19 protein-coding genes are annotated in these 24,657 nt (G+C 73.3%); 6 read left to right on the plus strand and 13 right to left on the minus strand.

Features of this window, described 5'->3' with window-relative positions:
- The first annotated feature begins 243 nt into the window (after window positions 1-243).
- Window positions 244-4,347: a DUF2961 domain-containing protein gene (locus ACPYO6_RS13550; protein WP_425715277.1), complete on the plus strand. Its 4,104-nt coding sequence runs from the start codon at window positions 244-246 to the stop codon at window positions 4,345-4,347.
- Between the two features lie 188 nt (window positions 4,348-4,535).
- On the plus strand, window positions 4,536-6,938 hold the full coding sequence (locus tag ACPYO6_RS13555) for a family 43 glycosylhydrolase (protein ID WP_425715278.1): 2,403 nt from the start codon (window positions 4,536-4,538) through the stop codon (window positions 6,936-6,938).
- A 200-nt stretch (window positions 6,939-7,138) separates the two neighbouring features.
- Here ACPYO6_RS13555 and ACPYO6_RS13560 read toward each other — a convergent pair whose 3' ends face one another.
- Complete coding sequence (locus ACPYO6_RS13560; RefSeq protein WP_425715279.1) at window positions 7,139-7,846, minus strand: hypothetical protein; 708 nt, start codon at window positions 7,844-7,846, stop codon at window positions 7,139-7,141.
- 249 nt (window positions 7,847-8,095) lie between these two features.
- Here ACPYO6_RS13560 and ACPYO6_RS13565 point away from each other — a divergent pair, with 249 nt between their 5' ends.
- Window positions 8,096-9,370: an LCP family protein gene (locus ACPYO6_RS13565; RefSeq protein WP_425715281.1), complete on the plus strand. Its 1,275-nt coding sequence runs from the start codon at window positions 8,096-8,098 to the stop codon at window positions 9,368-9,370.
- Window positions 9,371-9,431: 61 nt separating this feature from the next.
- Here the strand turns inward: ACPYO6_RS13565 and ACPYO6_RS13570 are convergent, their stop codons facing one another.
- Both ACPYO6_RS13570 and ACPYO6_RS13575 read right to left on the minus strand, forming a co-directional pair.
- Window positions 9,432-10,037, minus strand: a complete 606-nt coding sequence (locus tag ACPYO6_RS13570; RefSeq protein WP_425715282.1) for a low molecular weight phosphatase family protein — start codon at window positions 10,035-10,037, stop codon at window positions 9,432-9,434.
- Window positions 10,038-10,048: 11 nt separating this feature from the next.
- Window positions 10,049-11,521: a polysaccharide biosynthesis tyrosine autokinase gene (locus ACPYO6_RS13575; protein ID WP_425715283.1), complete on the minus strand. Its 1,473-nt coding sequence runs from the start codon at window positions 11,519-11,521 to the stop codon at window positions 10,049-10,051.
- A gap of 216 nt (window positions 11,522-11,737) precedes the next feature.
- On the opposite strand from ACPYO6_RS13575, the gene ACPYO6_RS13580 reads away from it, so the two are divergent.
- On the plus strand, window positions 11,738-12,652 hold the full coding sequence (locus ACPYO6_RS13580) for a response regulator transcription factor (RefSeq protein WP_425715284.1): 915 nt from the start codon (window positions 11,738-11,740) through the stop codon (window positions 12,650-12,652).
- Window positions 12,653-12,673: 21 nt separating this feature from the next.
- On the opposite strand, the gene ACPYO6_RS13585 is transcribed toward ACPYO6_RS13580, so the two are convergent.
- The 9 genes from ACPYO6_RS13585 to aroD all read right to left on the minus strand — a co-directional run bounded on the left by ACPYO6_RS13585 (window position 12,674) and on the right by aroD (window position 21,852).
- Window positions 12,674-13,048: a hypothetical protein gene (locus ACPYO6_RS13585; protein ID WP_425715285.1), complete on the minus strand. Its 375-nt coding sequence runs from the start codon at window positions 13,046-13,048 to the stop codon at window positions 12,674-12,676.
- Window positions 13,045-13,833 carry a signal peptidase I gene (locus tag ACPYO6_RS13590; RefSeq protein WP_425715286.1) on the minus strand — a complete coding sequence of 263 codons (789 nt, stop codon included), beginning with the start codon at window positions 13,831-13,833 and terminating at the stop codon, window positions 13,045-13,047. The genes ACPYO6_RS13585 and ACPYO6_RS13590 overlap by 4 nt, the downstream gene beginning before the upstream one ends.
- Window positions 13,834-13,897: 64 nt before the next feature.
- On the minus strand, window positions 13,898-14,845 hold the full coding sequence (locus tag ACPYO6_RS13595; RefSeq protein WP_425715288.1) for a hypothetical protein: 948 nt from the start codon (window positions 14,843-14,845) through the stop codon (window positions 13,898-13,900).
- A 47-nt stretch (window positions 14,846-14,892) separates the two neighbouring features.
- Entirely contained in the window at window positions 14,893-15,474 is a 582-nt protein-coding gene (locus tag ACPYO6_RS13600) for an alternate-type signal peptide domain-containing protein (protein WP_425715289.1), read from the minus strand.
- Between the two features lie 47 nt (window positions 15,475-15,521).
- Window positions 15,522-16,109: an alternate-type signal peptide domain-containing protein gene (locus tag ACPYO6_RS13605; protein WP_425715290.1), complete on the minus strand. Its 588-nt coding sequence runs from the start codon at window positions 16,107-16,109 to the stop codon at window positions 15,522-15,524.
- 272 nt (window positions 16,110-16,381) lie between these two features.
- On the minus strand, window positions 16,382-17,596 hold the full coding sequence (locus ACPYO6_RS13610) for a GGDEF domain-containing protein (RefSeq protein ID WP_425715292.1): 1,215 nt from the start codon (window positions 17,594-17,596) through the stop codon (window positions 16,382-16,384).
- Window positions 17,593-19,383, minus strand: coding sequence for a sensor histidine kinase (locus ACPYO6_RS13615; RefSeq protein ID WP_425715293.1), 1,791 nt, complete (start codon window positions 19,381-19,383; stop codon window positions 17,593-17,595). The genes ACPYO6_RS13610 and ACPYO6_RS13615 overlap by 4 nt, the downstream gene beginning before the upstream one ends.
- A gap of 113 nt (window positions 19,384-19,496) precedes the next feature.
- Window positions 19,497-20,834 (minus strand): mechanosensitive ion channel, encoded by a 1,338-nt coding sequence (locus tag ACPYO6_RS13620; RefSeq protein ID WP_425715294.1) that lies wholly within the window; start codon window positions 20,832-20,834, stop codon window positions 19,497-19,499.
- Between the two features lie 211 nt (window positions 20,835-21,045).
- Window positions 21,046-21,852, minus strand: coding sequence for a type I 3-dehydroquinate dehydratase (aroD, locus tag ACPYO6_RS13625; RefSeq protein ID WP_425715295.1), 807 nt, complete (start codon window positions 21,850-21,852; stop codon window positions 21,046-21,048).
- A gap of 171 nt (window positions 21,853-22,023) precedes the next feature.
- On the opposite strand from aroD, the gene ACPYO6_RS13630 reads away from it, so the two are divergent.
- Together ACPYO6_RS13630 and ACPYO6_RS13635 are read left to right on the plus strand one after the other, a co-directional pair.
- Window positions 22,024-22,590, plus strand: a complete 567-nt coding sequence (locus ACPYO6_RS13630; protein ID WP_425715296.1) for a type 1 glutamine amidotransferase domain-containing protein — start codon at window positions 22,024-22,026, stop codon at window positions 22,588-22,590.
- A gap of 163 nt (window positions 22,591-22,753) precedes the next feature.
- The gene (locus ACPYO6_RS13635; RefSeq protein WP_425715298.1) at window positions 22,754-23,338 is read left to right on the plus strand and encodes a hypothetical protein; all 585 of its coding nucleotides are present in this window, start codon (window positions 22,754-22,756) and stop codon (window positions 23,336-23,338) included.
- A gap of 6 nt (window positions 23,339-23,344) precedes the next feature.
- On the opposite strand, the gene ACPYO6_RS13640 is transcribed toward ACPYO6_RS13635, so the two are convergent.
- Window positions 23,345-24,625 (minus strand): CoA transferase, encoded by a 1,281-nt coding sequence (locus ACPYO6_RS13640; RefSeq protein WP_425715299.1) that lies wholly within the window; start codon window positions 24,623-24,625, stop codon window positions 23,345-23,347.
- Window positions 24,626-24,657 lie beyond the last annotated feature (32 nt).

Consider the following 24,657-nt stretch of genomic DNA (forward strand, 5'->3'; position numbering starts at 1 on the left):
GCTGGGTGGGGGGGGCCACCGACCCCCGCCATGTCGGCACGACATCGCTGGACCACACCCGACGGGGCACCGACGCCCCCGGGACCACCGGGCACCGACGCCCGCGACCACGTACCGACCGACGACGACGCACCGACGGACGCCCCCGCGTCCCGTGCCCCCGGACCGACGCACGCGACCGAGCTCCACGTACCGAAGCACCGACGCACGACCCGACACCGTTCCGATCGAGGGGGATCAGACATGTCCGACCATTCCCGTACCCGAGGGGGCCTGAGGCGGCGCGCAGCCCAGGTCGCCGTCGCCACCGTGGGGGCCATCGGGCTGCTCGCGCCGGTGGCGGCCGCCGTCCCGGGCGCCCAGCCCGCGGCGGAGCCCGCAGCCCCGGCGTCCGCACCGGCGGCGGTCCAGGCGGCCCAGCAGCCTTACGCCCAGACCCCTGCCGTCCAGGAGCCCGCGCCCGAGCAGGACGACGCCGCGCCCACCGGCCCGGCCGCCCCGATCGGCTGGGACATCTACGAGCGTCTCGATCTGCTCCCGACCCTGACCACCGGCGTCGAGACCCGGCAGTTCTCGAGCTTCGACCGCACGGGCGGCAACGACGACGGCTTCCAGGGCACGTACTCCTGCCTGCGCGAGAGCGAGCAGGGCTGCGTCCTGGCCGAGGACACCGGCCCGGGCGAGATCGGCTCGATCTGGTTCACCTGGGACGGCGGCAACGTCTCCGGGGCCGGCAACATCGTCATCGAGCTCGACGGCGAGGTCGTCGTCGACGCGCCCCTGCAGGAGCTGGTGAACGGCGAGCACGGCGACCCGTTCACCTACCCGCTGGTGGCCAACGCCGACCAGAGCTCGGGCGGCGTCTACATCAAGGTCCCCATGGCCTACCGCGAGTCGATGCGGGTGACGACGACGAACAACCCGTTCTTCTACTACGTCACGCACCGCTCGTTCCCCGACGCCGAGGGCGTGACGACCTTCGACCCGGAGGCGGCCCCGGCGGACATCGTCGAGCAGGCCCAGGCGTGGGGCCACGAGGACCCCAAGCCCGCGCACCCGGACGCGGTCGCCGAGGACACGGAGGTCGCCGTCGCCCCGGGCGAGACCCTCCGGCTCGCCGAGCTGAGCGGACCCGGCGTCGTCGACGAGCTCCGGCTCGCGCTGCCGCAGGTCGTCGGCGCGCCGCCGCCCGGCGAGCCGCTGCAGGACGACGGCCGCGCCCACACCGGCACGAGCAGCTTCACCGTGGCGATCGACCCGGACAACGAGGGGGTCGAGCTCACGCGGCGGTGGGACCCGCTCTCGGCGAACCAGCACGCGACCATCACCGTCGACGGCGAGCCGGCCGGCGAGTGGGAGCCCGTGCGCGGGAACTCCGGCCAGTGGACGGACCAGACCGCCGAGCTGACCGCCGAGCTGACCGCGGGCCGCAGCGAGATCACGATCGAGAACACGTTCGTCTCCGCGGGGATCGACTTCAACGAGTTCTACTACTGGGTCGACTCCGTGGTCGGCGGCGAGCTCGTCCGCACCGACGAGCTCGACGTGGGCCCCGGTGACGAGGCGCTCGCCAGCGAGGAGGCGCACGGCTACGAGATCACGGACCAGGCCTGGGAGGGCTCGCACAGCTACTCCTACCCGACCGAGATCGAGAACGAGGAGGAGATCCTCGCCTCCAACGAGCTGCTCCGAGACGTCCGCGTTCAGATGACCTTCGACGGCGTCCAGACCGTCGACGCCCCGCTCGGGGAGTTCTTCGGGTCCGGCCTCGGGGAGGCCGAGGTCCGCGCGCTGATGTACGCGATGGACACCGAGGACGACGGCTCGTACTGGTCCTGGTGGCCGATGCCGTTCGCCGAGTCCGCCACGATCGACCTCGTCAACGGGTCGACGCAGACGATCGAGACCGGCAGTGCCACCGTCACGTCCCACGCGGACCCCGCGATCGCGGACCAGCTGACCGGCGACGACCCGTCGATCGGGTACTTCCAGGCCGAGAGCCGCACCGGCGAGACCGTGGCCGGCGAGGACTGGACGTTCCTCGACACCAACGCGGTCGGCCGGTTCGTCGGCGTCAACCACACGATGGTGGGCCACATCGAGGAGGGCAACATCCGCAACTACCTCGAGGGCGACGAGCGGGTGTTCGTCGACGGCTCGCGGTCGCCGCAGATCCACGGCACCGGTTCGGAGGACTTCTACCACGGCGGCTGGTACTTCAACCGCAACGAGTTCTCCGCCCCGATGAACGGCGCGCCCGCCATGCAGACCGGCATCCTCGACTGCGAGTTCCAGTGCGACGCCGCCTACCGGCTGATGATCGCCGAGTCGGTGAGCTTCGGCTCGGGCATCGAGTTCGGCATCGAGCACGGCCCGCTCGCCAACGAGCCCGGCCTCTACGGGTCCACGGCCTTCTGGTACGGCCACGAGGGCGTGAGCAGCCTGCGCGTCACCGACCGCATCGACGTCGGCGACACGGAGAGCGAGGACGCCCACGACTACCTCGGCGGGGGCGACGTCGCCGAGCTGACGTCGACCTTCGAGGGGACGCACAACCCCACGTCGGTCACCGACGACCTGCGCACCAGCACGGAGCCCGTCTCCTTCACGGTCGCCGTGGCCGAGGACAACGACGGCGTGTGGCTGCGCCGCACGTCCGACCAGGCCGAGGGCTACCAGGCGGTCGAGGTCAGCGTCGACGGCGAGGCCGTGGGCGTCTGGCAGCAGCCGCTGGCCAACGAGACGCACCGGTGGCTCGAGGACTCGATCGTCGTGCCGGCGGCGCTGAGCCAGGGCACCGACGGGATCATCGAGGTCACGCTCACGCCCGTCGAGGGCGCGGCCCCCTGGTCGGCCTCGGAGTACGAGGTCGAGTCGATCGTCGCCCCGGTCGCCGACACCACCCCGCCGTCCGCCCCGGTGAACGTCGCGGCGCAGGGCCAGGAGTCGAACGCCATCGACGTCACCTGGGGCGCGGCCTCCGACGACGTGGGGATCGAGCACTACGAGGTCCACGCCTCCACCGAGCCCGGCTTCGAGCCGAGCGAGGACACTCTCCTGACGACGACGTCGAACCTCGGCCTCGTGCACGACTCCCTCGGCCTCGGCGAGGAGTGGTCCTACCGGGTCCGCGCCGTCGACGTCGGCGGGAACACCGGCGAGTTCTCCGAGGAGGTGACGGCCACCGCCGGCACCACTGTCCGGCTCGAGGCCGAGAGCCTCGAGGTTCTCTCGAGCGACGCCGACGCCGTCCGGCAGGGCACCTGCTGCGGCGCCGACTGGTCCGCCGGGGCGCAGCTGTGGTTCAAGGCCACCGAGGTCGGCCACACGGCCACCCTCGCGTTCGACGTCCCCGCCGACGGCACGTACGACCTCGCCGGGGTGTTCACCCGGGCGGCGGACTACGGGATCGTCGAGGTGCTCGTCGACGGCGAGGTCGTCGGCGAACCCGTCGACGGTTACGGGGCCGAGGGCGTGAGCCTCACCGACCCGATCGGGCTCGGCACCGTCGAGCTCACCGCCGGCACCCACGAGCTGACCCTGCGGGTGACGGGCCAGAACGAGGCGGCCGCCGGCTTCTTCGTCGGGCTGGACTACCTCACGCTCACCGGCACCGAGGGCGAGGAGCCCGAGGAGCCGGAGGAGCCGGGTGAGCCGGTCCCGCCGACCCCGGGTCGCGGGTTCTACCTCAACGACGGCTGGGACGCGTGGGCCGAGCACGAGTTCAGCTTCGGTCGCCGCGGCGACGAGGTCCTCGTCGGCGACTGGGACGGCAACGGGTCCGACACCCTGGCCGTGCGCCGGGGCAACGCCTACTACCTGTCGAACACGCTGTACGGCGGCAACGCCGAGGTCGAGCTGAGCTACGGCCGGGCGAGCGACGTCGTCCTCGTGGGCGACTGGGACGGCGACGGGGCGGACTCCTTCGCCGTGCGCCGCGGGAACAGCTACTTCCTCTCGAACAGCCTCGAGGGAGGCTGGGCGGACGCGGAGCTCGACTACGGCCGCGCCGGCGACGTGGTGCTCGTGGGCGACTACGACGGTGACTCGGTGGACACGTTCACCGTGCGCCGTGGGAACACCTACTACATCTCCAACTCGCTGACGTCCGGCGACGCGGACTCCGAGCTCGACTACGGCCGGGCCTCGGACGAGGTGTACGTCGGTGACTGGGACGGCGACGGCGCGGACACGTTCACCGTGCGCCGCGGCATCACGTTCTTCGTCTCCAACTCGCTGACGTCGACGAACGCCGACGTCGAGCAGGACTACGGGCGTGCGGGCGACGAGGTGTTCGTCGGTGACTGGGACGCCGACGGCTCCGACACCCTCGGCGTCCGCCGCTGACCTGTCCGACGGGTGAGCGGATGTCCGCCTGACGAGTGAGCGCCGCCCGGACCACGGTCCGGGCGGCGCTCACTCGTCGTTCCCCGGTGGCGCGACATCGATGCCGCCGATACATGAGGCCGGTGCACGCGGCCGCCCGCGACCGGCCCCGACCGAACGACCCAACCAGGCAGCAAGGAGGCGCCGACATGGTCGGTGGGAGAAGACAGTGGTGGTCGCGCGTCGTCGCGGCCGCCTTCGGCAGCGCGGTGCTCGTGGGCACCGTCGGCATCGCGGCACCGCCGTCGTCCGGGGCACCGGACGCCGACGACATCGCCATCGAGCCCTTCGAGGAGCGCGTCCCCGCCGTCACCAGCGGCGAGCGCTTCAGGATCTACGACCCCTCGACCGGCATGGACGAGCAGTGGTACATCAACGACCACACGTTCATCCAGGACGACGAGGGCACCTGGCACCTCTTCGGGATCACGCACGAGGAGCCGGCGGCCCCGCTCGACGAGACGTACTTCGCGCACGCCACCGCGGACTCCCTCGAGGGACCGTGGATGCGGCAGGAGCCCGTCATGCACGCCGACCCCGAGGCGGGGGAGACCCACGTCTGGGCGCCGTACGTCATGGAGCACGACGGCACGTACTACATGTACTACGCCGGCGGGAACGACGATCACACGGCGTACCAGATGCAGCTCGCGACGTCGGAGGACCTGTTCACCTGGACCCGGCACGACGCGAACCCGCTGTTCGTCGACGGCTTCGACGCGCGCGACCCGATGATCCTGCGCCTCGAGGACCAGTGGGTCATGTACTACACCGCGAACAGCGAGCCCGACGGCGGCAACCACATCGTCGCCTACCGCACGAGCACGGACCTCGTGAGCTGGGGGCCGCGGGAGGTCGCCTTCGAGCACCCGGTCGAGGGAACGTTCGGCGGACCGACGGAGTCGCCGTTCGTCGTCGAGCGGGACGGCTCGTACTACATGACCGTGTGCTGCACGACCGACTACAGCGACACCCGCGTCTACCGCAGCGACGACCCGCTCCACTTCACCGTGGACCAGGAGGTCGGCCAGATCCGCGAGCACGCGTCCGAGATCGTCCGGGACGGCGACGACTGGTGGGTGAGCGGCGCCGGCTGGGGCCAGGGCGGCGTCTGGCTGCGCCCCCTCGACTTCGACGGCGAGCGGGTCACCACGGGGTACGACGTCACGACGCCGGGCTACCGCGCACGGGTCGAGACGTCACCGCACGCCGCGCTCACCTCGATGGAGGTGCCCGACGGCGAGGACGGCTGGACCCCGGTGCTCGACGACGACTACCGCGCCACCGGCCCCTACCTGGGGGTCGGCAACTTCGGGAACACCGACGTCGCCGGTGAGCCGGCCGAGGCCGTGGTCGACGGGACGACGCTCGACCTCGCCGGGATCCCGTTCGGCGACGAGCCCGTCACCGCCGACTGGTCGCTCGACTTCTCCCAGGAGTGGCTCGACTCGAACCTCGACCTCGCGGTCACGGCCCCGACGACGGCGCCCGTCTGGGAGGTCGGCCTCACCGTCGACTCGGCGATGGACCGCGTCGGCGACGACACCGAACCCGACCGGCCGCAGGGTGACGTCACGGGGTTCGGGCTGTGGACCCAGGCGACCTCCGACGACGCGAGCGTCGCCGCCGCCTACCTGCCGGGCTCGGCGTGGAGCGAGGACAACACGTACTACGCCCCGTCCGGCGCCGTCGTCTGGCAGCCCCACTGGGAGCCGGGCGGGCGGGACCTCCCCGCGGGCGAGTACGCGGCCGGCACCTGGCGGATCGGCGCGAGCCTCGAGGCGCACGACGACGAGCTGGGCGCCGACCTGGTGGCCTCCTTCGACGACGACGAGGAGCCGCCGGTGGATCCGGGTGAGCCGGTTCCGCCGACGCCGGGTCGTGGGTTCTACCTCAACGACGGCTGGGACATCTGGGCCGACCACGAGTTCTCCTTCGGCCGTCCGGGTGACGAGGTCCTGGTCGGTGACTGGGACGGCGACGGCAGCGACACGCTCGCCGTGCGCCGTGGGAACGCCTACTTCCTGTCCAACTCCCTCTACGGGGGCAACGCGGACATCGAGCTGGCCTTCGGCCGGTCCGGGGACACCGTGCTCGTGGGTGACTGGGATGGTGACGGCGTGGACTCCTTCGCGGTGCGTCGTGGGAACTCCTACTTCCTGACCAACGAGCTGGTTGGTGGGGATGCGGAGACCGAGCTGGACTACGGCCGCGCGAACGACCAGGTCCTGGTCGGTGACTACGACGCCGACGGCATCGACACCTTCGCGGTCCGTCGTGGGAACACCTACTACGTGGCCAACTCGCTCAGCTCCGGCTGGGCGGATGCGGAGTTCACCTACGGCCGCGGCAATGACCAGGTGCTCGTGGGTGACTGGGATGGTGACGGCAGCGACACGTTCGCCTCGCGTCGCGGGAACCTCTACCTGGTCTCCAACACCTTCGACGGTGGTTGGGCCGACCGCGAGGTTCGTTACGGCCGCTCGGGCGACGAGGTCTTCGTCGGCGACTGGAACGGCGACGGCGAGGACACGTTGGGTATCCGCCGCTGACCGCCCCGGTCCCGTGGGTGCGGGGATCCACCTGCCAGTGTGGGGATCGGATCCCCGCACTCGTGCTGATCGACGAGTGAGCGGATATCGGTCCGACCAGTGAGCGGGCCCCGCACCCATCAGGGTGCGGGGCCCGCTTCGCTGTCGAGGGGTGTGCGTCGTCGTGAGTGGTACCGGCGTGCTCACTCGCCGGGACGACGTCAGGTGGTCGGGGCGTCCGGCTGGTCGCCGTGGGGGAAGGCGCCGGGACCGGGCAGGCCGGCAGCCTCCGGACCCTCCTCGATGACCGTGCGGAGCATGGTCTCGAGCTCGGCACGCGCCTCGTCGGCCTCGGCGCGGGTGACGTCCCCGCGCTCGACCGCGGCGTCGATCTCCTCGTCGACCGGCCCGAGCCCGAGCTGGACGAGCTCCTCGGGGTCAACGCCCTGCTCGGTGGCGAGCTCCCCGATCGTGGCGCCGGAGCTGAGCTCGGCGAGGAGCTCGCCCGGGCCCAGATCGAGGAGCTCGAGGCCCTCGAGCGCGGCGTCGATCATCGGCTGCATCGACTCCGTGAGCGCGGCCATGCCGCCGTCCTCGAGCTCGCTGGGCAGCTCACCCTCGAGTCCCTCGAGGTCGTCGAGCCCCTCGGGCAGCTGGTCGCCGAGGTCGTCCGGCAGCTGGTCGGCGAGGTCGTCGGGCAGCTGGTCGAGCAGGCCCTCCGGGAGGGCGGGCAGGCCGCTGGGCGGGGTGTCGCCGTCGGGCGCGTCGTCCGGTGCGTCGGTCTCGTCCCCCGTGCCCGAGTCGTCGCCCGCCGCGACCGGCTGCTCCGGTGCGTCCTCGCTGCCGAGCGAGGCCGCGACCGCGACACCGCCGACCCCGACGATGCCGAGCCCGGCGACCGCCGCGACCGTGATGATCCTGCGCCTCATGCTGGTGCTCCCTCGTGGCTCGATCCCGGGGCCGGCCGGCGGCCGGACTCCCGTCCTCTAAAAAACGGTACGTCGGGGTGCTCGGCACGGCAACGAGTTCCGGATGGGGCGGGGGTGCGCCTCTGCCCGTGCACACCTCCCCGTCCGGCGTCCCCGTCCGCGACGCGCGGGCGCCCTAGACTTGCCTCCCGCGCGGAACGGCGCGGCAGGACGGGCGGACTCGCGCCCCCGGGACCATGAGGGATCGGTGTGACCAGCTCGACGCCGGACAAGGACGCCAGCCGCACGCCCGACGAGCCGTCGGACGACGAGACCACGAACCACGAGGTCTCCGACGACGAACGACGCGACGAGGACGGGCGCTCCGACGACGACCGGTACGGCGACTCCTCCGACGACGCGGACGACGACTCCGACGATCCGGACGACGACGTCATCCCGTTCAGCGACAGCGACGACGAGGCGGCGGGCGGCCGGCATCGTCGCCGACGCAAGGGCGGGGGCGGCCGGAAGGCCCTCATCGCCTCGCTCGTCATCGTGCTCGTCCTCGTCGGCGGCGCGTACGGCGCGCTGAGGTACGTCCAGCACCGGATCGAGTCCCAGGTCGAGCGCATCCCGGACGTCTTCGAGTCCGTCACCGACCGGCCCACCCACGTCGAGCCCGAGGAGGGCAGCGGAACGCCGGTCAACTTCCTCGTGCTCGGATCCGACTCGCGGATCTCGGCCGGCGACCCCACCCAGTGGGAGGTCGGCGGGCAGCGCACGGACGCGATCATGATCGTCCACCTGTCCGGCGACCGGCAGTCCGCCGTCGTCATGTCGATCCCGCGCGACTCGTGGGTGCCGATCCCCGGGCACGGGGACAACAAGGTCAACGCCGCGTTCTCGTTCGGCGGGCCGGGCCTCATGGTGCAGACGATCGAGGACCTGACGAACATCCCGATCGACCACTTCGCCGTCACGGACTTCGAGTCGTTCGCCCAGCTGACCGACGAGCTCGGCGGGGTCGAGATCGACCTCCCCAACGGCATGGAGGGGACGACCCGGGACGGCCGCGCGGTCGACCTCGAGCCCGGCACGCACCTCCTCGACGGCGAGGAGGCGCTGTTGTACGCGCGGAACCGCTCGATCCCCGGCGGCGACTTCGGCCGTGTCCAGCGCCAGCAGAACTGGATGCGCGCGATGATGTCCGCCGTCTTCCGGGAGAACCTCCTGCGTCGCCCCGCGGCCCTCTACGACTTCGCGCAGGTGGTGGCGGGGACCGTCGCCGTCGACGAGAACCTCTCCGTGAGCCAGATGACGACCCTCGGGCTGTCGATGCGCGACGTGCGGCCTGACGACGTCACGTTCCTCACCGCGCCCGTGGCCGGCACGGGCTGGAGCCCGGACGGTCGGCAGTCGATCGTCAACCTCCACTACGAGACGTTCGACGAGCTCAACCAGGCGATCGCCGAGGATCGCGCGGCCGAGTACCTCGAGGAGAACCCGGAGGTCGCCGAGCGCCTCGACGAGGAGGTCCTCTAGGCCGGACCGGTCTGTCGGCCGGATTCGGACCGGCGGGCCGGACGAGGTGCGGACCGCGCCGTCAGGCGCGGCCGAGCACCCGGTCGGCGATCGTGTCGACGGCCTCCGCGACCGCGTCGATCGCGACCCGGTACTCCTCCGGGCTGCCGCGGTAGGGGTCCGCGACGTCATCGAGCTCGCGGGGAACCTGGACGCGGTGCCGGGCGGCGAGCGCGGCGAGAGCCTTGAGTCGCGCGGCCGGCGTCGCGTCGTCACCGGCCCTGGCCACGAGGTCGGCCTCGTCGACCTGACCGACGAGGCGGGCGAGCTCGAGCAGCGTGAAGGACCGGCGCACGAGGGCGGGTGCCACCTCGACGACCGCGGCGCGGTGCTCGCGGGTGGCGGTGAGGACGATGTCGCTCGAACTGGCGATGCGCTCGGTCAGCGCCCGGGCGGCGAAGTCCGTCGTGTCGACACCGCGGTCGGTGAGGAGCCGGACGACGGGCTCGTCGATCGGTGCGCCGACCAGGGCTCCGACACCGGCGCTCGTCACCTCGATGCCGGAGCCGGCACCGAACCGGTGGCGCAGGAGCCGCTCGGCCGCGGGCGAGCGGCAGATGTTGCCGGTGCAGACGGTGAGGATGCGCAGCTCGGGCGCGGCGGCGGTGCCCACGTCGGCGGTGCTCACGTCTCCGGTCCTCAGGACGCTGCGCGGGTGCGGCGGTTGCGTCGGGGTGCGGGGGCGGTGGCGCGGCGCGGGGCCACCGCCCGCGGGCCCGAGGCGGCGGTGGTCGTGCCCGCCCTCGGCGCCTCGTCGGCGTCGAGGGGGCGGTACCCCGCGTAGGTGTAGGAGTAGCGGTTGCCGGTGCGGGCGACCCGGTTGAGGACGATGCCGAGCACGTGCGTCTCGACGGCCTCGAGCGACTCGAGGGAGTCGGCGAGCTGGCCCTTGTGGATCTGGTTCGCGCCGGCCACCACGAGCGTCCCGCCGGTCATGCCGCTGAGCACGGTGGCGTCGGTGACGGGCAGGATCGGCGGGCTGTCGAGCAGGACGGCGTCGTAGGAGCTCGTGGCCTCGGCGAGCAGCGTGCGCATCGACTGCGAGCCGAGCAGCTCGCTCGGGTTCGGCGGGATCTGCCCGGTGGGCAGGATGTCGAGCGACGTGTCCTGCCACGGCTGGACGACGTCCTCGAGCGACGCGCGCCCGATGAGCACCGTGGTCAGCCCGACGCCGCCCTCGAGCCCGAGGTAGTCGGCGACCGAGGGGCGCCGCAGGTCCGCGTCGATGAGGAGCACGCGCGCCCCGGTGTCCGCGAGCGAGGCGGCGAGGTTGATCGCCGTCGTCGACTTGCCCTCGCCCGGCAGCGAGGACGTGACGACGATCGAGCTGGGGCCGTCGCCGAGGTCGACGAACTGGAGGTTGGTGCGCAGCCGGCGGACGGCCTCGGCGGAGGGCCCGTGCGGGTCGTCGTGGACGAAGACCCGGTCGCGCTCGGCGTTCTCCTTGATCGCCACTGCGGCGATGACGGGCGTGTCGGTGAGGGGCTCGATGTCCTCCTCGGTGTGCACGCGGGTGTCCGCGAGGTGCCGGACGAACGCGGCACCGAGTCCGAGCAGGAGGCCGAGCACGAGGCCGAGCGCGGCGTTGCGGACGACGTCCGGCGACGACGGCGAGCCCGGGACCTGGGCCGGCGTCATCACGGTGGCCTGGACGGGCGCGGTCTCCCCACCGTCGGGCGAGGACAGCGCGGCGGACGTGCTGGCCAGCTGGTTGGCGACCGCGTTGGAGATCGCGGCGGCGTCGTCGGGGCTCGTCGACGTCGTCGAGACCTCGAGGATCACCGTGTCCTGCGGGACGCTGACGGTGACCATCCCCGCGAGCTCGCCCGGGGTCATGTCGAGGCCGAGCTCCTCGACGACCGGCTCGAGGACGAGCGGGGAGGTGGCGACCTCGGCGAACGAGGTCATCTGTCGCTGGGCGAACGTCGAGCCCTGGGCGAGGTCGCTGACCGAGTCGCCGCCCTGGACCGCGAAGAACACCTCGGAGCTCGACGTGTACCGCGGGGTGGCGAGCAGGCTCGCGGCCAGCGAGGCGGCGAGGCAGAGCAGGGTGACGACCAGGACGATCGGCCACCGTCGTCGGATGACGGCGACGTAGTCGGTCAGCTCCACAGGTCCACCTTCGTCTCGTTCCGCGCGCCGACATTCTCGTCCTACATCCAGTGGGCGCGAGGGGGTGCCGAGCGTGAATTGTGGGGGGAGTTGCGAGAGTACTACGCGAGGCTGGTGTTTCCGTGGGATTCGCGCGCGACGAAAGGCACGTCGACACACGTTCCGAGCACCGGTCGGGGGTGTCGCTGCAGGTCGTCGGTTTGATAACTTTGTGACGTGATCTCTGAGGTCAGGACCGCCGTCGTCGTCGAGGACGACGCCGACATCAGGTTCCTGCTCGAGACGACCCTGCGTCAGGCCGGTTTCGAGGTGCACACCGCGCCCACCGGGCTCGAGGGGGTCGACGCCGTCCGGGCGCACGACCCGCTGGTGACGACCCTCGACATCTCCCTGCCGGACATCGACGGCTTCGAGGTCGCCCGCCGGATCTGGACCTTCTCCTCGACCTACGTCCTCATGCTCACGGGTCGGTCCGACGAGATCGACACCCTGCTCGGCCTCGAGGCCGGCGCCGACGACTACGTGACCAAGCCGTTCCGGCCGCGCGAGGTGCGCGCCCGCATCGAGGCGATGCTGCGGCGTCCGCGCACCGTGGCCGGCTCGGCGGACTCGCCGCCCGTCGCGGCCTCCGCACCGGTGGCCGCCTCGGCGCCGGCCGCACCCGCGGCGTCCGTCCCCCCGACACCCCCGGCGATGCCTCCCGCGCTCGCGACGGTGGCGAGCTCGGCGCCGGTCGCCGGGGTGGTGCAGGTCGCGTGGTCTCCCGATGCGCCGGCCGCAGCACTCCCGGACCCCGACGACGACGGCGTGCTGCGGCACGGGGGCCTGCTCGTCGACGTCGACGCCCGGCTCACCTCGCTCGATGACGCTCCCGTCCACCTCACGCGCAGCGAGTTCGACATCCTCGTGGCGATGGTGGGCGCGGGCCGCCGGGTCGTCGAGAAGGACACCCTCGTGCGCGCCGCCTGGGGCGACGCCGACGACCACGCCCGGGACGTCACCGACCCCGACCGCCGCGCCGTCGAGGTGCACATCGCCAACCTGCGCCGCAAGCTCGGCGACGGCGCGGCCGCCCCGAGGTTCATCGAGACCGTGCGCGGTGTCGGCTACCGGATGGTGCCCGCGCGGTAGGGCCCGGTGCGGCGCCCGGTCTCAGCTGGAGCAGGCGGGCAGGCGGGAGAGCTCGCCGGCCGAGCGGCGCGCCACGTGCTCGAGCCGCTGGAGGGCCTCGGCGCCGTCGCGCTTCTCGCCGTCGGGCAGGGTGATCTCGCCGGGGGCGAGGTCCGCGAGCCGGACCGAGCGCGCGGACGCGGCGAGGGCCTCCGCACCGAGCATCGAGGCGGAGCAGGCGAGACTGAGCACGGCGACGCCCAGCTCCTCCGCGTCCGGCGCGCGGCGGATCCGCAGGAGCCGAGCCTCGAGCAGGTCGAGGAAGCGGTCGACCATGTCGCACGCCGCGTCCGTGCCGACGTCGGAGGCGAGGCGGTGCAGCGCGGCGACGTCGACGACCTGCTCGTCCGTCGTCATCGGCCGGCGTGGGCGTAGGACCGGTGGTGGACCGCGTCCTCGCTGTCGGGGGACAGTGCGGAGATCGCGGGGGCGTCCGGCGAGAGGAGCGGCAGGACGGCGGGGTACTCGTCGTCGGAGGGGACCGTGGTCGCCGCGTCCGCGTCGTCTGTCGGGACGACGCCGGCGCTCGCCTCCGCGTCCCGGCTCGCCTCCGCGGGGGCTGCTGCGCCGAGGACGGGGCTCGACGTCGACGGTTCCGTGCTCGCGTCAGCCGCCGCGTCCTCCTCGGGACGACGGCGGACGGCGCCGACGATCTGGACGGCGGCGTAGGTGAGGAGCACGCCCGCGGCGAGGATCGCGCCGGTGGCCTTCTGACCGCCGTCGAGGAAGGAGGCCACGTAGCCGGCGTAAGGCACGTGGTAGCCGACCTCGCCGCGGATCTGGGTGGCGGTGACGTCCCACTCGTCGGCCGTGTTGTTGGCGTCGCCCTGGGTGACGAAGCTGACGCCGTCGGCGCTGACGCGGCGCTCGACGATCCGGTGCGTGACGAGGGTGGGGTCGTTCGGGTACGGCATGACCGTGATGACGTCGCCGACCTGGAGCTCGCTCGCCTCCTCCTCGCCCTGGACGCGCTCGATGACCACCTGGCTGCCGGTGGGGATCGTCGGCTCCATCGAACCGGTGAGGATCGTCAGCGGCACCCAGCCCATGAGCCGGGGGACGATGACGAGGGCGCCGAGCACGGCGATGATCGCGACGAGCGCGAGGCCGGCGACGATGCGGCCGAGTCGGCGGACGGTCATGGTGGGCTCCTGGTTCTGACGGCGCGGCGTGGGTGGTGTCGAGGGGGACGGGGCGGTGCGCTGCTCAGGAGCAGGTCATGGTCCCGCCGCGTTGGGTCGAGGTGTCGAGGCCGATGGCGTTGCTCGCGACCCGTGTGCCGTCGGTGAGCACGGCGACAATGCGGATGCTGCCGGTGCTGTTCACGCGGAGGCGCTGCGGAAGGTCGTTCCACTTGATCTGGTACGACTGCGCGGACGCTGCGATGCCGTCGAAGATCGTCGTCCAGTCGGAGGCCGCCACGCGGTGCTCCACCCGCCAGCCCTGCACGGACGCGGACCCCGAGGCTCCGGTCAGGGCCCAGCGGAGATCGACGAACTTCTCGTTCGACAGGGGGCCGCAGCGGAACGAGTCGACCTCCGGAAGGGCGGGCAGCGGGGCGGGCAGCTGCTGCGCGGTGGTCCAGCTCTGGCCGGCCGTCCACGTGCCGGTGCCGGACTGGGCGGCGGTGATCGTCGTCGTGACGGAGAGGGCGACGCCCGCGTAGCTCGCCCGCAGGGCGTCGCCGGGGACGAGCGTGACGCAGAGCGTGCGCGTACCGCTGAGGGCGGAGCCGCCGGAGACCGTGAAGCTCGTTCCGGTGCCTGTGGGCGTCGCCGTGAAGAGCGGCGTGCCGGTGGTGGAGCAGGCGGCCCCCGCCGCCGGGACGCGGTACTCGAGGCGTGAGCCGGCCAGCTGGGCGACGGTGAGCGGGACGCCCGCGGCCGCGACCGTCACGGCGGTCGGTGACCAGGTGCTCGCGACCGTCCCGCCGGGCGTGACGACGGCGGAGCCGGTGACGGCGCCGGAGACGGCGAGGGAGAGGGAGCCGGTGGTGCCGGAGGCGCCGGCGACGTCGACGGAGTCGCTCCAGGCCGCCGTGGTGGAGCCCGAGGGCTGGAGGACGAGCACGGCCGCCACGGCGAGGAGCGCCGCGACCAGCGCACGCACCAGGTGGGTGCGGGGGCGTGGGCGCGTGGCGGTCGCGGCGCTCATCGGTTCTCCTTCGGGCAGGTTCTGGGTGGTTCGGGCAGGGCGGGAGTTCAGGACTGCTGGACGAGGGTCCAGCGCAGTCCGCCGGGGGCCACTGACTGGTTCTGCAGTCGCGTGCCCCACCAGTTCGACCGGTCGGCGGCGCGGGGCCGGCCGTCGGTGGTGGCGGGGATCGTCCAGGCGACGGTCGCGGTCGCCGTGGCGCCGTCGTCGGAGCCCGTGACGGCGAAGGAGTGGGTGCCCGCGGACGGGAGCGAGCTGCTCGTGCCGACGTGGGCGCCGGCGGAGAGGTCGACACCACCGACGACGAGCGTGGCGGCCGAGGCGTCGAGCGCGAGGCGCGCGTCGAGGGCGTCGCCGGCCGTGCGGACGCGGACGGTCGACGTGAGGGTGATCGTGTCCCCGGGCTGCACCGCGGTCGTTGCGAGCGGCGTGGGGGTGGGGCTGCCCGGCCGCGTGACGAGGACGGACGAGGAGACGGCCTCGACCTCGAGCCGGCCCGACGAGATCGTCGATCCCGCGCTCGTCACCGAGTCGGACCAGGAGGCGGCGGTGCCGCCGGATCCCGAGAGGAGGACGACGGCGAGTGCCGCTGCGAGTGCCGCGCGGCCGAGCCGGGGGGTGCTGCTCATCGTCGTCCTCCTCTCGGGGGTTCAGGGGGGTTGATCGGTCGGGTGCGTCAGCCGGCCATCGGGGTCTGCGCGACGGTCACCTCGAGGGCGCCGATGTTGACGTGCTGGCCCTGGGCGACCTGCTCGACGGCGTCGAAGGGGATCGTGATCTCGATACCGACCGTCTGCTCGCCGTCGTTCGTCGGGACGATCGCGGACGGACCCTCGGTCTCGGACATCGGCGCGTAGGTCTCGCCGTCGAGGGTGACCGAGAGCGAGGCGGCGTCGCGGAGGGCCGCGACGAGCTCGGGGCCACCGGTGTGGCTCGGGATGTTCGTGCTGACGGTCGCCTCGAGGCCGTCGCCCTCGGCGTCGATCGTCATCGACTCGGTGTAGGTGAGCTCCTCGCCCGGGACGATGACGTATTCGGCCGGGTTGATCTCGACGCCCGCACGGTTCGTCCACGTGCCGTTGTTGTTCGAGCTGATGTCGAGGACGCCGGAGGTGATCGTCGCCGCGTTGTCGGCCGCGGCGGAGGCGCGCCACTCGGCGAACGAGGCCCCGCCACCGGCGAGGATGGCGACGGCGGCGACGCCGGCGGCGACACCCTTCCAGGTCTTCGAGGTGAGGGTGGCGGAAGCGGTCGAGCGCGACATGATGGGCCTTTCGGGAGGGGGCCGGCCCGGCCTGTCCGGGCTGCTGGGAGGAGATTCCCCCGCGCGCCTCAGCGCCCGCCCTCGGTCACCGTTCGTTCACCTCAGGTTCGCCTCAGGACTTGCTCAGGGTTCACCCCCGGTCGTGGTGCGCCTCAAGATTCGTCAGCGCAGACCGTTCCGGGGTCCGGGTATCACTCCCGACGACGGCGAACGACGGCTCGCGACACCAGGGCTGCCGTCGTCGCCGGCCCCGCGTCGTCGGGCCCGCGCGGTCAGTCGCGTGGTGCGCCGATGCTGCGGCCCACGGAGGCCAGGCTCAACTCGCCGTCGTCGACGGAGGCGACGTGCACCTGGTTGCCGCCCCCGGACCGGGAGCTCGCGGCGGCGTCGCGGCTGACCTGGGCGAGGTCGTCGAGGTCGTAGCCCGCCGTGTCGTCGCAGGCCACGCCCGCGCTGATGCGCAGCCGGAGGTGCCCGCCGTCGACGTCGAGGGAGTCCTTCGCCAGCTCCCGGCGGACCTGCTCCGCCCACGTGCGCGCCTCGGCAGGGCCGCGGCGTGGCAGGAGGACGTCGAACCCGGAGCGGTGTCGCTCGCGGCCGATGAGCGACATCGGCGGGGCCAGGCGCCGGACGACCTCGCCCAGTGTGATGACCGCGTGCTCGGCGATCCCCGCGTCGAAGGCGGTCCGCAGGCGGGCGTGGTCGTCGAGGTCGAGGGTGACCATCGACACCGGCCGGTGGGCCTCGCGATCCTCGTCGATCGCCGTGATCGCGCGGGGGCGGAAGCTGACCACCGTGCGCGCGCCGGTCGCCGGGTCGTAGGAGGACCGCTCGACCTCGACGCGCCGGCGGTCCTCCCCGCGCATGCTCACCATGGCGAAGGCGGCGCAGATGACGAGGACCATGATGACGAGCGACGTGACGGACGTGCCGGCCCAGCGCTCGAACACCCCGGACCTCGGACCGGCGCCGAGGAGCAGGACGAGGCGGAAGGCGTAGAACGCCGCGACCGCGAGGAGCAGCACCGCGAGCAGGCGCACGACGGGGGAACGGCCGCGCCACGCCGCGGCCAGTGTGGCGCCGCCGGCGAGGGCGCCGGCGGCGGTCACCGCGAGCATCGCCCAGGCCCCGCCCCACGGCCCGGCGTCCGGACCCGCCACCAGCGTGATGACGAGGACGGACGCGCCGGCCACGCCCGAGACCCACAGCAGGTGGGGTCGCCCGCGCCACGCGCGCAGGCCGTTCCACATGAGCGGGGTCGTCATCGCGGTGGCGGCGTTGCCGAGAGCGTTGGCCCACCACATGGCGGGCGAGGCGGCGGCCACGACGTAGGTGATCGCGCCCGTGATGGCCGCCGCGAGTGCGCCGCCCCAGAGCTGGTCGACGGTGTCCTCCCCCCGGCCGCGGGCGTCGACGACGAACAGGACCGTCACCGTGGCGATGACGAGGCCGGTGACTGCCTGGAGGGTGAAGGTGTCGAGGGTCATGACGCACCCGCCGCGGGCAGCGAGACCTCGACGGTGGTGCCCTCGCCGAGCCGGCTCTCGAGCGTGATCGTGCCGCCGAGGGCCTCGACGAGCCCCTTGGTGATGTGCAGGCCGAGCCCCGTGCCCTGCACGGGGCCGCTGCGCACGGACGGCGCCCGGTAGAACCGGCTGAACAGCCGGATCCGGTCGCCCGCCGAGATGCCGATGCCGGTGTCCACCACCTCGAGATGGACCTGGTCCGGGGTCCGCCAGGTCGAGATCCGCACGCGGTCGCCGGGGCGGGAGTACTTGATGGCGTTCGAGACGAGGTTGTCGACGATCTGGGTGAGGCGGGTCTCGTTCGCCTCGACCTCGCACCGCTCGTCGGCGTCGACCTCGACCGAGATCCGCCCGTCGGCCGCCCGCGGTGCCTGGCTCTCGGCGACGTCCGCGACGATCGCGGAGAGGTCGACCAGGCCGGTGGGCGCCGGGGTGGCCCCGGCGCTCTCGCGGGCGGCGACGAGCAGGTTGGAGATGAGCAGCTCGAGCCGCTCGGAGTTACGCACGGCCACGTCGAGCTGGGTGCGGACGTCGTCGGGCAGGTCGGGGTCCTCGAGCGCGAGGTCGAGGTAGCCGAGGATCGAGGTGAGCGGCGTGCGCAGCTCGTGGGTGACCGAGGAGACGAAGTCGTCGCGCTGCGCGAGGGCCTCCATCTCCTTGGTGAGGTCCTGGTAGACGAGGACCGACCCGGCGGCGGCGCCGCTCTCGTCCGTCAGCCGGGTGGCCGAGACGCGCTGCGCCGAGCGGGGCTCCTGGGCGCCCCACCAGATGATCTCGCGGACGACGCGCTCACCGCGGTCGACCCGCACGCTCGGGAGCTCGTCCGCGCCGAGCTCGGTGACGCCGTCCGCGCCGCGGACGAGGCCGTCGTGCCGCGCCAGGACCTCGGGGTCGTCGACGAGCTCGCCGACCCCGGGCACGGGGGCGTCCTGCTCGACCAGCGTGCGGTTGCGCAGGGTCACCCGACCCTCGGCGTCGAGGACGACCACGCCGACGTCGACGGTGTTGAGGACCGCCTCGAGGAGCCGGCGCTGGCTGCGCGAGTCGGCGAGGGCCTCCTCGACCACCTGGCTCTGGCTGGAGACGAGCTCGAGGCGGGCGGTGGAGCGCCGCTCGGAGCCCGCGACGACGATCGCGGTCGACGCGAGGACCGCCGGGATGATGACGAGCCGCTGGAGCGTGATCGGGTCGACCCTCAGTGCCTTCGACGAGGAGACGAGGTCGACGATCTCCGGGGACCACGCGGCCGCGACTCCCAGCGCGATCGCCGGCGCCACGCCCGTGCGGGGGAACGTGCGCGCGAGAACCATGACCGGCAGCACGAGCATCGAGGACACGACGAGCGACTCGGACAGGAGGAGCGCGACCGCGAGGATGTCGAGGACCGGGACGACGGCCGGCGCCCAGGTGGGCAGTCGGTGCCACGGCATCGCCGCGGCCGTCGTCGTGGCCGCGAGGACGAGGAGGAACGCCCCGAACGTCCGGTCCTGCGTGAGGATCTCGGGGTCCGTCGCCACATGGACGAACCCGACGACGACGGCGACGGCCACGAACGGCAGCTGGCGGACGAGCGGTGAGGAGCGCAGCCGCGGCGAGGTGTCCGTGCCCGCGTCTGCGTCCGCGGTCCACGGGGTCGGTGCCGCGCCTGGCTCGGGCTCCGGGCCGACGTCGCTCCCGGTGGGCGCCGCGAGGCCGGCCGTCACGCCCGGTCGCCGGTCGCCGTCGTCGGGGGCGGTGACCGTCGGCATGAGGCGAGCCTAGGCGCCGGACGCGCGGTTCGCCGCGGGTTCGGGCGAGCGTTCGCGCACGTGGGGCGCGCGACCGGACCACGGCCGCGCGCCCCACGTCAGGGGGTGTCCTATCAGGCGCCGGGGTGCCCCTCCGGGGCGGCCGGGCCCGCCGACGCGGTGCCCGGCGCGGCGGATCCGGCACCGGCCGCGGGCGTCCCGGCGTCGATCTTCCGCTCCGCCTTGCTCAGCGTGCGGGCGGCGGCGTCGCGGCCCCCGAGGCCGAAGGCCAGCGCGGCGGCGAGAGCCCCGCCGACGACGACGGCGCCGAATGCGAGGTTGACGATCGACTCGGCGATGCCCATGTAGCTCAGGCCCATCGCGGCGAACAGCGCGACGGTCGCCCAGTAGACGATCTGGGCCGGGGTGCCGGTGCCGATCGCGCGGCGCAGGAGCGTGGCGACGAGGACGCCGACCGCGACGAACGCGGCACCGAAGAGGATCCGGCCGCCGACGGCGATGATCTCCTCGAGGAACCCGGTGATCTCCGGGAAGCCGAGCATGCGGGTCGCCATGATCGCGAAGAACACGACGATGACCACCTTGACCACCGTGGCGAGGATGCTCGAGGCCCGGCGGCCCTCGGGGACGATGCCCTGCTCGACGGCGATGCGGTCGATGCTCAGCCCGGCGAGCGTGGACTCGAGGAGCTGGGCGACGAACTTGGCGATGACCCAGCCGAGGATGAGCAGCACGGCGGCGGCGAGGATGTTCGGGATCGCGTCGAGGACCGTCTGCAGCATCGAGGTGGCGGGGTCCGAGATCGCCGAGATGCCGAGGATCTGCAGGGCCGAGATCGACACGACGACGAGCACGACGGCGAACGCCAGGTTGGCCAGGACGTTGGTCAGGCTGGTCTGCTGGCCGCCCTGCTGCGGGGCCTGCTGCGGCGCGTGCTGCTGACCGGGCTGCTGCGGCGCGGCGCCGTGGGCGCCCTGCGCGCCGGCAGGAGCACCCGCGGGCGCCGGGTTGCCGGTGGAGTTGCCGCTCAGCTTCGCGACGCGCTGGTCGAGGCCGGCCGAGTAGAGGGCGGTGCCGACGAGCTGGCGGACGATGCGGGCGAGCACCAGCCCGATGAAGAACACCGCTCCCGCACCGATGAGGTTGGGCAGGTAGGACAGGATCGTGTCGAGCATCGACTGGATCGGCGCGAGGACCTGCTCGAGGCGGAAGACCTGCAGGATCGCGATGAGGCCGAACATCCACACGAGCAACGAGGCGATCTGCCCGAGCGAGCTGCCGACGCTCTGTCCGTCACGACCGGCGCGCTGGAGCGCGGGGATCCGTCCGACGAGCTTCTCGAAACCGGCCTTGACCAGCCGGGCGATGATCCACGTGACCAGGAGGATGACGAGGGCGACGAGCACCTTCTCGAGCAGTCCCACCCAGTCGTAGTTCCGGAGTTCGTCCATGTCTCTGCGCTCTCTCTCGATCGATGCATAACGGACGCATGACAACCTAACGACCTGGGCCACACAAGGGAAGACCGGCGGTTGACCGTTCGATGAACCGGTCATGGCGAGGCGATGGCGGCGCTGCGCGTGCTTCGCGCGCCCCGAGGAGGCGGCTGACGGGGTGCCCGGCCGGCGAGTGCCCGGCCTGCCGGGCATTCGTCCGTTGGTGTCAGCCCGTGGCGGCGAGGGCGTCGATCGTCGCGCGCACGGAGTGCAGCGGGAGCTGGCCGGGGGCCGACGACGCGGCGAGGCTCGCGAAGGTGGCCGCCGAGCCGAACCGGCCGCCGACCAGGCGCGTGGGGGCACCGAGCGTGCCCATCGCCATCGTGATGAGGGGGACGCGCGCGACGGCGGCGCGCTCCGCGGTGGCGGTGAGCAGCGCGAGGACGTCCGCGGTGGTGCGCGGCGTGACGGCGATCTTCGCGACGTCGGCGCCCGCGTCCTCCATGGCGGCGAGCCGGTCGACGATCTCGCGGTGCGCCGGGGTGCGGTCGAAGTCGTGGTGCGAGAGGACGACGGCCGGGCGTGCGGGCGCCTCCCGCGCGACAGCCAGCGCGTCGGCCGCGGCGGGGTGGTCCGCCTCGACGTCGACGAGATCGACGCCGTCCACCGCGGCGACGGCGCCCACGAGCCGGACATACGCGTCCGGCGACGCCTCCCCGGCGCCGCCCTCCGACGTCGTGCGCCACGTGACCATGAGCGGCGCGCCCGCGCACGCGGCGACCACGGCCGGCAACGCGGCGAGGACCGAGTCGAGGGTGCGCCCGTCGAGCTCGGCGCGCGCGGGGTCGGTGCCCCCGTCCGTCACCGCGTACGCGAGATCGATGCGCCACTCGACGACGTCCGCCCCGGCCTCGACGGCCTCGGACGCCCGTTCCGCCGCGTCGCCCGCGGTGACGACCGGGACGACGACGAGCGGCCGGTCCGCGGTGAGCGTGACGCCGCGCAGGGCGAGTGCGGCGGTGGGCTCGGGCATGCGGGGAGCCTACGACGGGCGACGACCTCGCGCGGTGCGTCGTCGTCGTTCGCCCCGGGCTGATCCGGGCGGCGACACGCCCGCCCCGGGATGCGGAGGGGCCCGGTACTCGGTTGCATGGAGGTGACCGCGGCCCCGAGCGGGCCGGACCGATCAGACGGGAGGCCGATCATGGCTCCGAGCATCTCCGGCAAGAAGGTCGCGTTCATCGCGACGAACGGCGTCGAGCAGTCCGAGCTGGCCGAGCCCTGGGCGGCGATCGAGAAGGCGGGTGGCGAGCCCACGCTCATCTCGCTCGAGTCCGGCACGATCACGGCGCTGCGGCACGACTGGGACCGGGGCGACGACTTCACGGTCGACCTCGAGATCCTCGCCGCGAACCCGGACGACTTCCAGGCCCTCGTGCTGCCGGGCGGCACGCTCAACGCCGACGCCCTGCGTGGGAACTCGGACGTGCGGACGTTCGTCCGGGCGTTCTTCGACCAGCACAAGCCGGTGTCCGCGATCTGCCACGCGCCGTGGATCCTCATCGACGCGGGCGTCGTCGAGGGGCGTCGCCTCACGTCCGTGCCGACCGTCTCGACGGATCTGAAGAACGCGGGCGCGCAGTGGGTCGACGAGGAGGTCGTCGTCGACGCCGGTCTGATGACCTCGCGCACCCCGGCCGACCTCGCCGCGTTCTGCGCGAAGACGGTCGAGGAGATCGCCGAGGGGAAGCACAGCGACCAGACCGCCTGACGCGGTCGGCAACCGCCTGGCACGGCCGGCGCGGGCGGCGGCGTCCCCATGACGGCGACGCTGCCCGCCGCCGGTCGGCGTGACGTGCACACAGTGTCCGGCAGCGCGCAGGGTGCCTCCGCGCGCTGCAGCTCCTACGGCGCGGGCCTGCGAGGATCGGGGTGTGGACACAGTTGGGGGACCGGGCGCCGAGGAGAGTGACGCTGCGCGAGCGCGTCGTCGTCGGACGGGTCGTCGGCGCGGGTTCGGGCTGATCGCGCTCGGGATCGTGTGGCTCGTGCTCGGGACGCTGGCCGTGTTCGCCGTGGCGATCATCGGCGGCACGCGGGGGGCTCCGCCCGATCTCGTGGCGAGCGAGCCTCAACCCGTCGAGGGCGGGAGTCACCGACTCTCCGGCGACAGCCCCTACGTGCTCGTGTCGTCGGCTCCGATCGACGCGGAGCCCGCGTGCTCGATCACCGGGCCAGACGGCGAGGAGGTCGAGTACGAGGTCGCCGCGAACTGGGAGCACTCCGAGCGACCAGCGATCGCCCGGTTCTACGCGGACGAGACCGGCGACCACGCACTCGGCTGCACCGCGGGCGGGTCGGAGCTCGAGGTCGCCGTCGCCGACGACGGCGCCTGGGAGTGGGACCGCGAGGGCGAGGCGCACGAGCGGCGGATGGTGATCGCGGTGGTCGTCGTCGCCCTCATCGGGACCGCCGTGCTGGTGACCGGGACGTCCCAGATCGTGCGGAACCGCGCCTGACCGAGGTCAGCCCGCCGCCCACGCGAGCGGGTCGCCGCCGTAGGGACGCGGCGGCCACCGGTGGGGGAGGCGCTCGCCGCCGACCGCGAACGGCGGCGGCACGTGGAGCAGCCGGCCGTGCGGCGAGTCGACCTCGACCAGTTCGGGCGCGTCGTCGTCGGGGGTGCCGCCGGGACCGGGCATGGCGAGGAGCTCGGTGGCGGCGTCGACGAGGGCGTGGTGCGCGGACCCGGCGCCCACCTCCTCCCGGGCGGCGAGCAGCCGCATCGCCGAGGTCGCGAGGCGGATGCCCGTAACGTAGTCGAGGGCCTGCACGGGCAGCGCCCCCGGCCGGCCGGCCGTCGACCTCCCGTCGCCCGCCCGCCCGTCGGCATCCTCCGCGTCGCCCGCCCGGTAGACGTCCGCGATGCCCGAGGCCGCCTGCACGAGGCTGTCGAACCCGCGGCGCCCCGCCCACGGGCCGACCGTCCCCCACGCGCTGAGCGAGACGACGGTGAGGTGCGGGTGGCGCGCCCGGACGCCCGGCCCCTCGAGGGCGAACCGCGTGAGCGCACCGGGCCGGTACCCGGTGAGCAGGACGTCGGCACTCTTGAGCAGGTCGTGCACCCGGTCGAGCTCGGCCGGATCGGTGAGGTCGGACTCGGCGGTTCGGAGGCCGAAACCGGTGTCGAGGTGCTGGTCCGGCAGCTCGGGCAGGTCCGGCGGGTCGACCCGCAGCACGTCGGCCCCGAGGCTCGCGAGGAGGCGCGCCGCGCTCGGGCCCGCGAGCACCCGGGTGAGGGTCAGGACGCGCAGGCCGGCCAGGGGCAGGTCGCCGTCGTCGAGCGGGGGCAGGCGTGTGGCGGAGCCGACGCCGGGGCCGCGGTCGGGGCGGTGCCCGGGCGTCCCACGTGTGGCCGCGGCATCCGTGCCGGAGAAGTTCGCGGCGGTGCGCACGGCGACGGTGAGTCCCCCCGCGGCGGTCACGCGCTCCTCGGCCTCGAGCGCCGGCAGGTCGGCGAGCGCGCGGGCGGCGTCGTCCGGTCCCGCGACCTCGGGCAGCGCGAGTGCCGTGCGCAGGGCCGCGGAGTGGTGCGGGTAGTTGGCGTGGGTGCGGACCCAGCCGTCGGCGGCCGAGAAGAACGCCGAGAGCGGGCCGAACCCGATCCGCCGGCGACCGTCGACGCGCAGGTGGTTGGCGGTGGCGATGGCGTCCCACGCCCATCCGGGCCGGGTCGTGACGACCGCGGCGGAGCCCCGCGCGCGGGCGAGCGCGGTGGCGGCGTCCGCGCAGTCGGTCGCTGCCACCTCGGCGAACCCCTCGACGTCGAGGGGTCCGC

Origin of the sequence: Georgenia sp. Z1344 (assembly GCF_049856295.1) — a bacterium.
In the GTDB taxonomy this organism is placed as follows: Bacteria; Actinomycetota; Actinomycetes; order Actinomycetales; family Actinomycetaceae; genus JB111.

Bases quoted from the DNA above. Each gene is read 5' to 3' on its own strand.
- ACPYO6_RS13610 (WP_425715292.1), bottom strand. From the start codon at position 17,596: ATGACCCTCGACACCTTCACCCTCCAGGCAGTCACCGGCCTCGTCATC.
- ACPYO6_RS13630 (WP_425715296.1), top strand. From the start codon at position 22,024: ATGGCTCCGAGCATCTCCGGCAAGAAGGTCGCGTTCATCGCGACGAAC.
- ACPYO6_RS13555 (WP_425715278.1), top strand. From the start codon at position 4,536: ATGGTCGGTGGGAGAAGACAGTGGTGGTCGCGCGTCGTCGCGGCCGCC.
- aroD (WP_425715295.1), bottom strand. From the start codon at position 21,852: ATGCCCGAGCCCACCGCCGCACTCGCCCTGCGCGGCGTCACGCTCACC.
- ACPYO6_RS13620 (WP_425715294.1), bottom strand. From the start codon at position 20,834: ATGGACGAACTCCGGAACTACGACTGGGTGGGACTGCTCGAGAAGGTG.
- ACPYO6_RS13590 (WP_425715286.1), bottom strand. From the start codon at position 13,833: ATGACCGTCCGCCGACTCGGCCGCATCGTCGCCGGCCTCGCGCTCGTC.
- ACPYO6_RS13585 (WP_425715285.1), bottom strand. From the start codon at position 13,048: ATGACGACGGACGAGCAGGTCGTCGACGTCGCCGCGCTGCACCGCCTC.
- ACPYO6_RS13605 (WP_425715290.1), bottom strand. From the start codon at position 16,109: ATGTCGCGCTCGACCGCTTCCGCCACCCTCACCTCGAAGACCTGGAAG.
- ACPYO6_RS13615 (WP_425715293.1), bottom strand. From the start codon at position 19,383: ATGCCGACGGTCACCGCCCCCGACGACGGCGACCGGCGACCGGGCGTG.
- ACPYO6_RS13600 (WP_425715289.1), bottom strand. From the start codon at position 15,474: ATGAGCAGCACCCCCCGGCTCGGCCGCGCGGCACTCGCAGCGGCACTC.
- ACPYO6_RS13550 (WP_425715277.1), top strand. From the start codon at position 244: ATGTCCGACCATTCCCGTACCCGAGGGGGCCTGAGGCGGCGCGCAGCC.
- ACPYO6_RS13560 (WP_425715279.1), bottom strand. From the start codon at position 7,846: ATGAGGCGCAGGATCATCACGGTCGCGGCGGTCGCCGGGCTCGGCATC.
- ACPYO6_RS13595 (WP_425715288.1), bottom strand. From the start codon at position 14,845: ATGAGCGCCGCGACCGCCACGCGCCCACGCCCCCGCACCCACCTGGTG.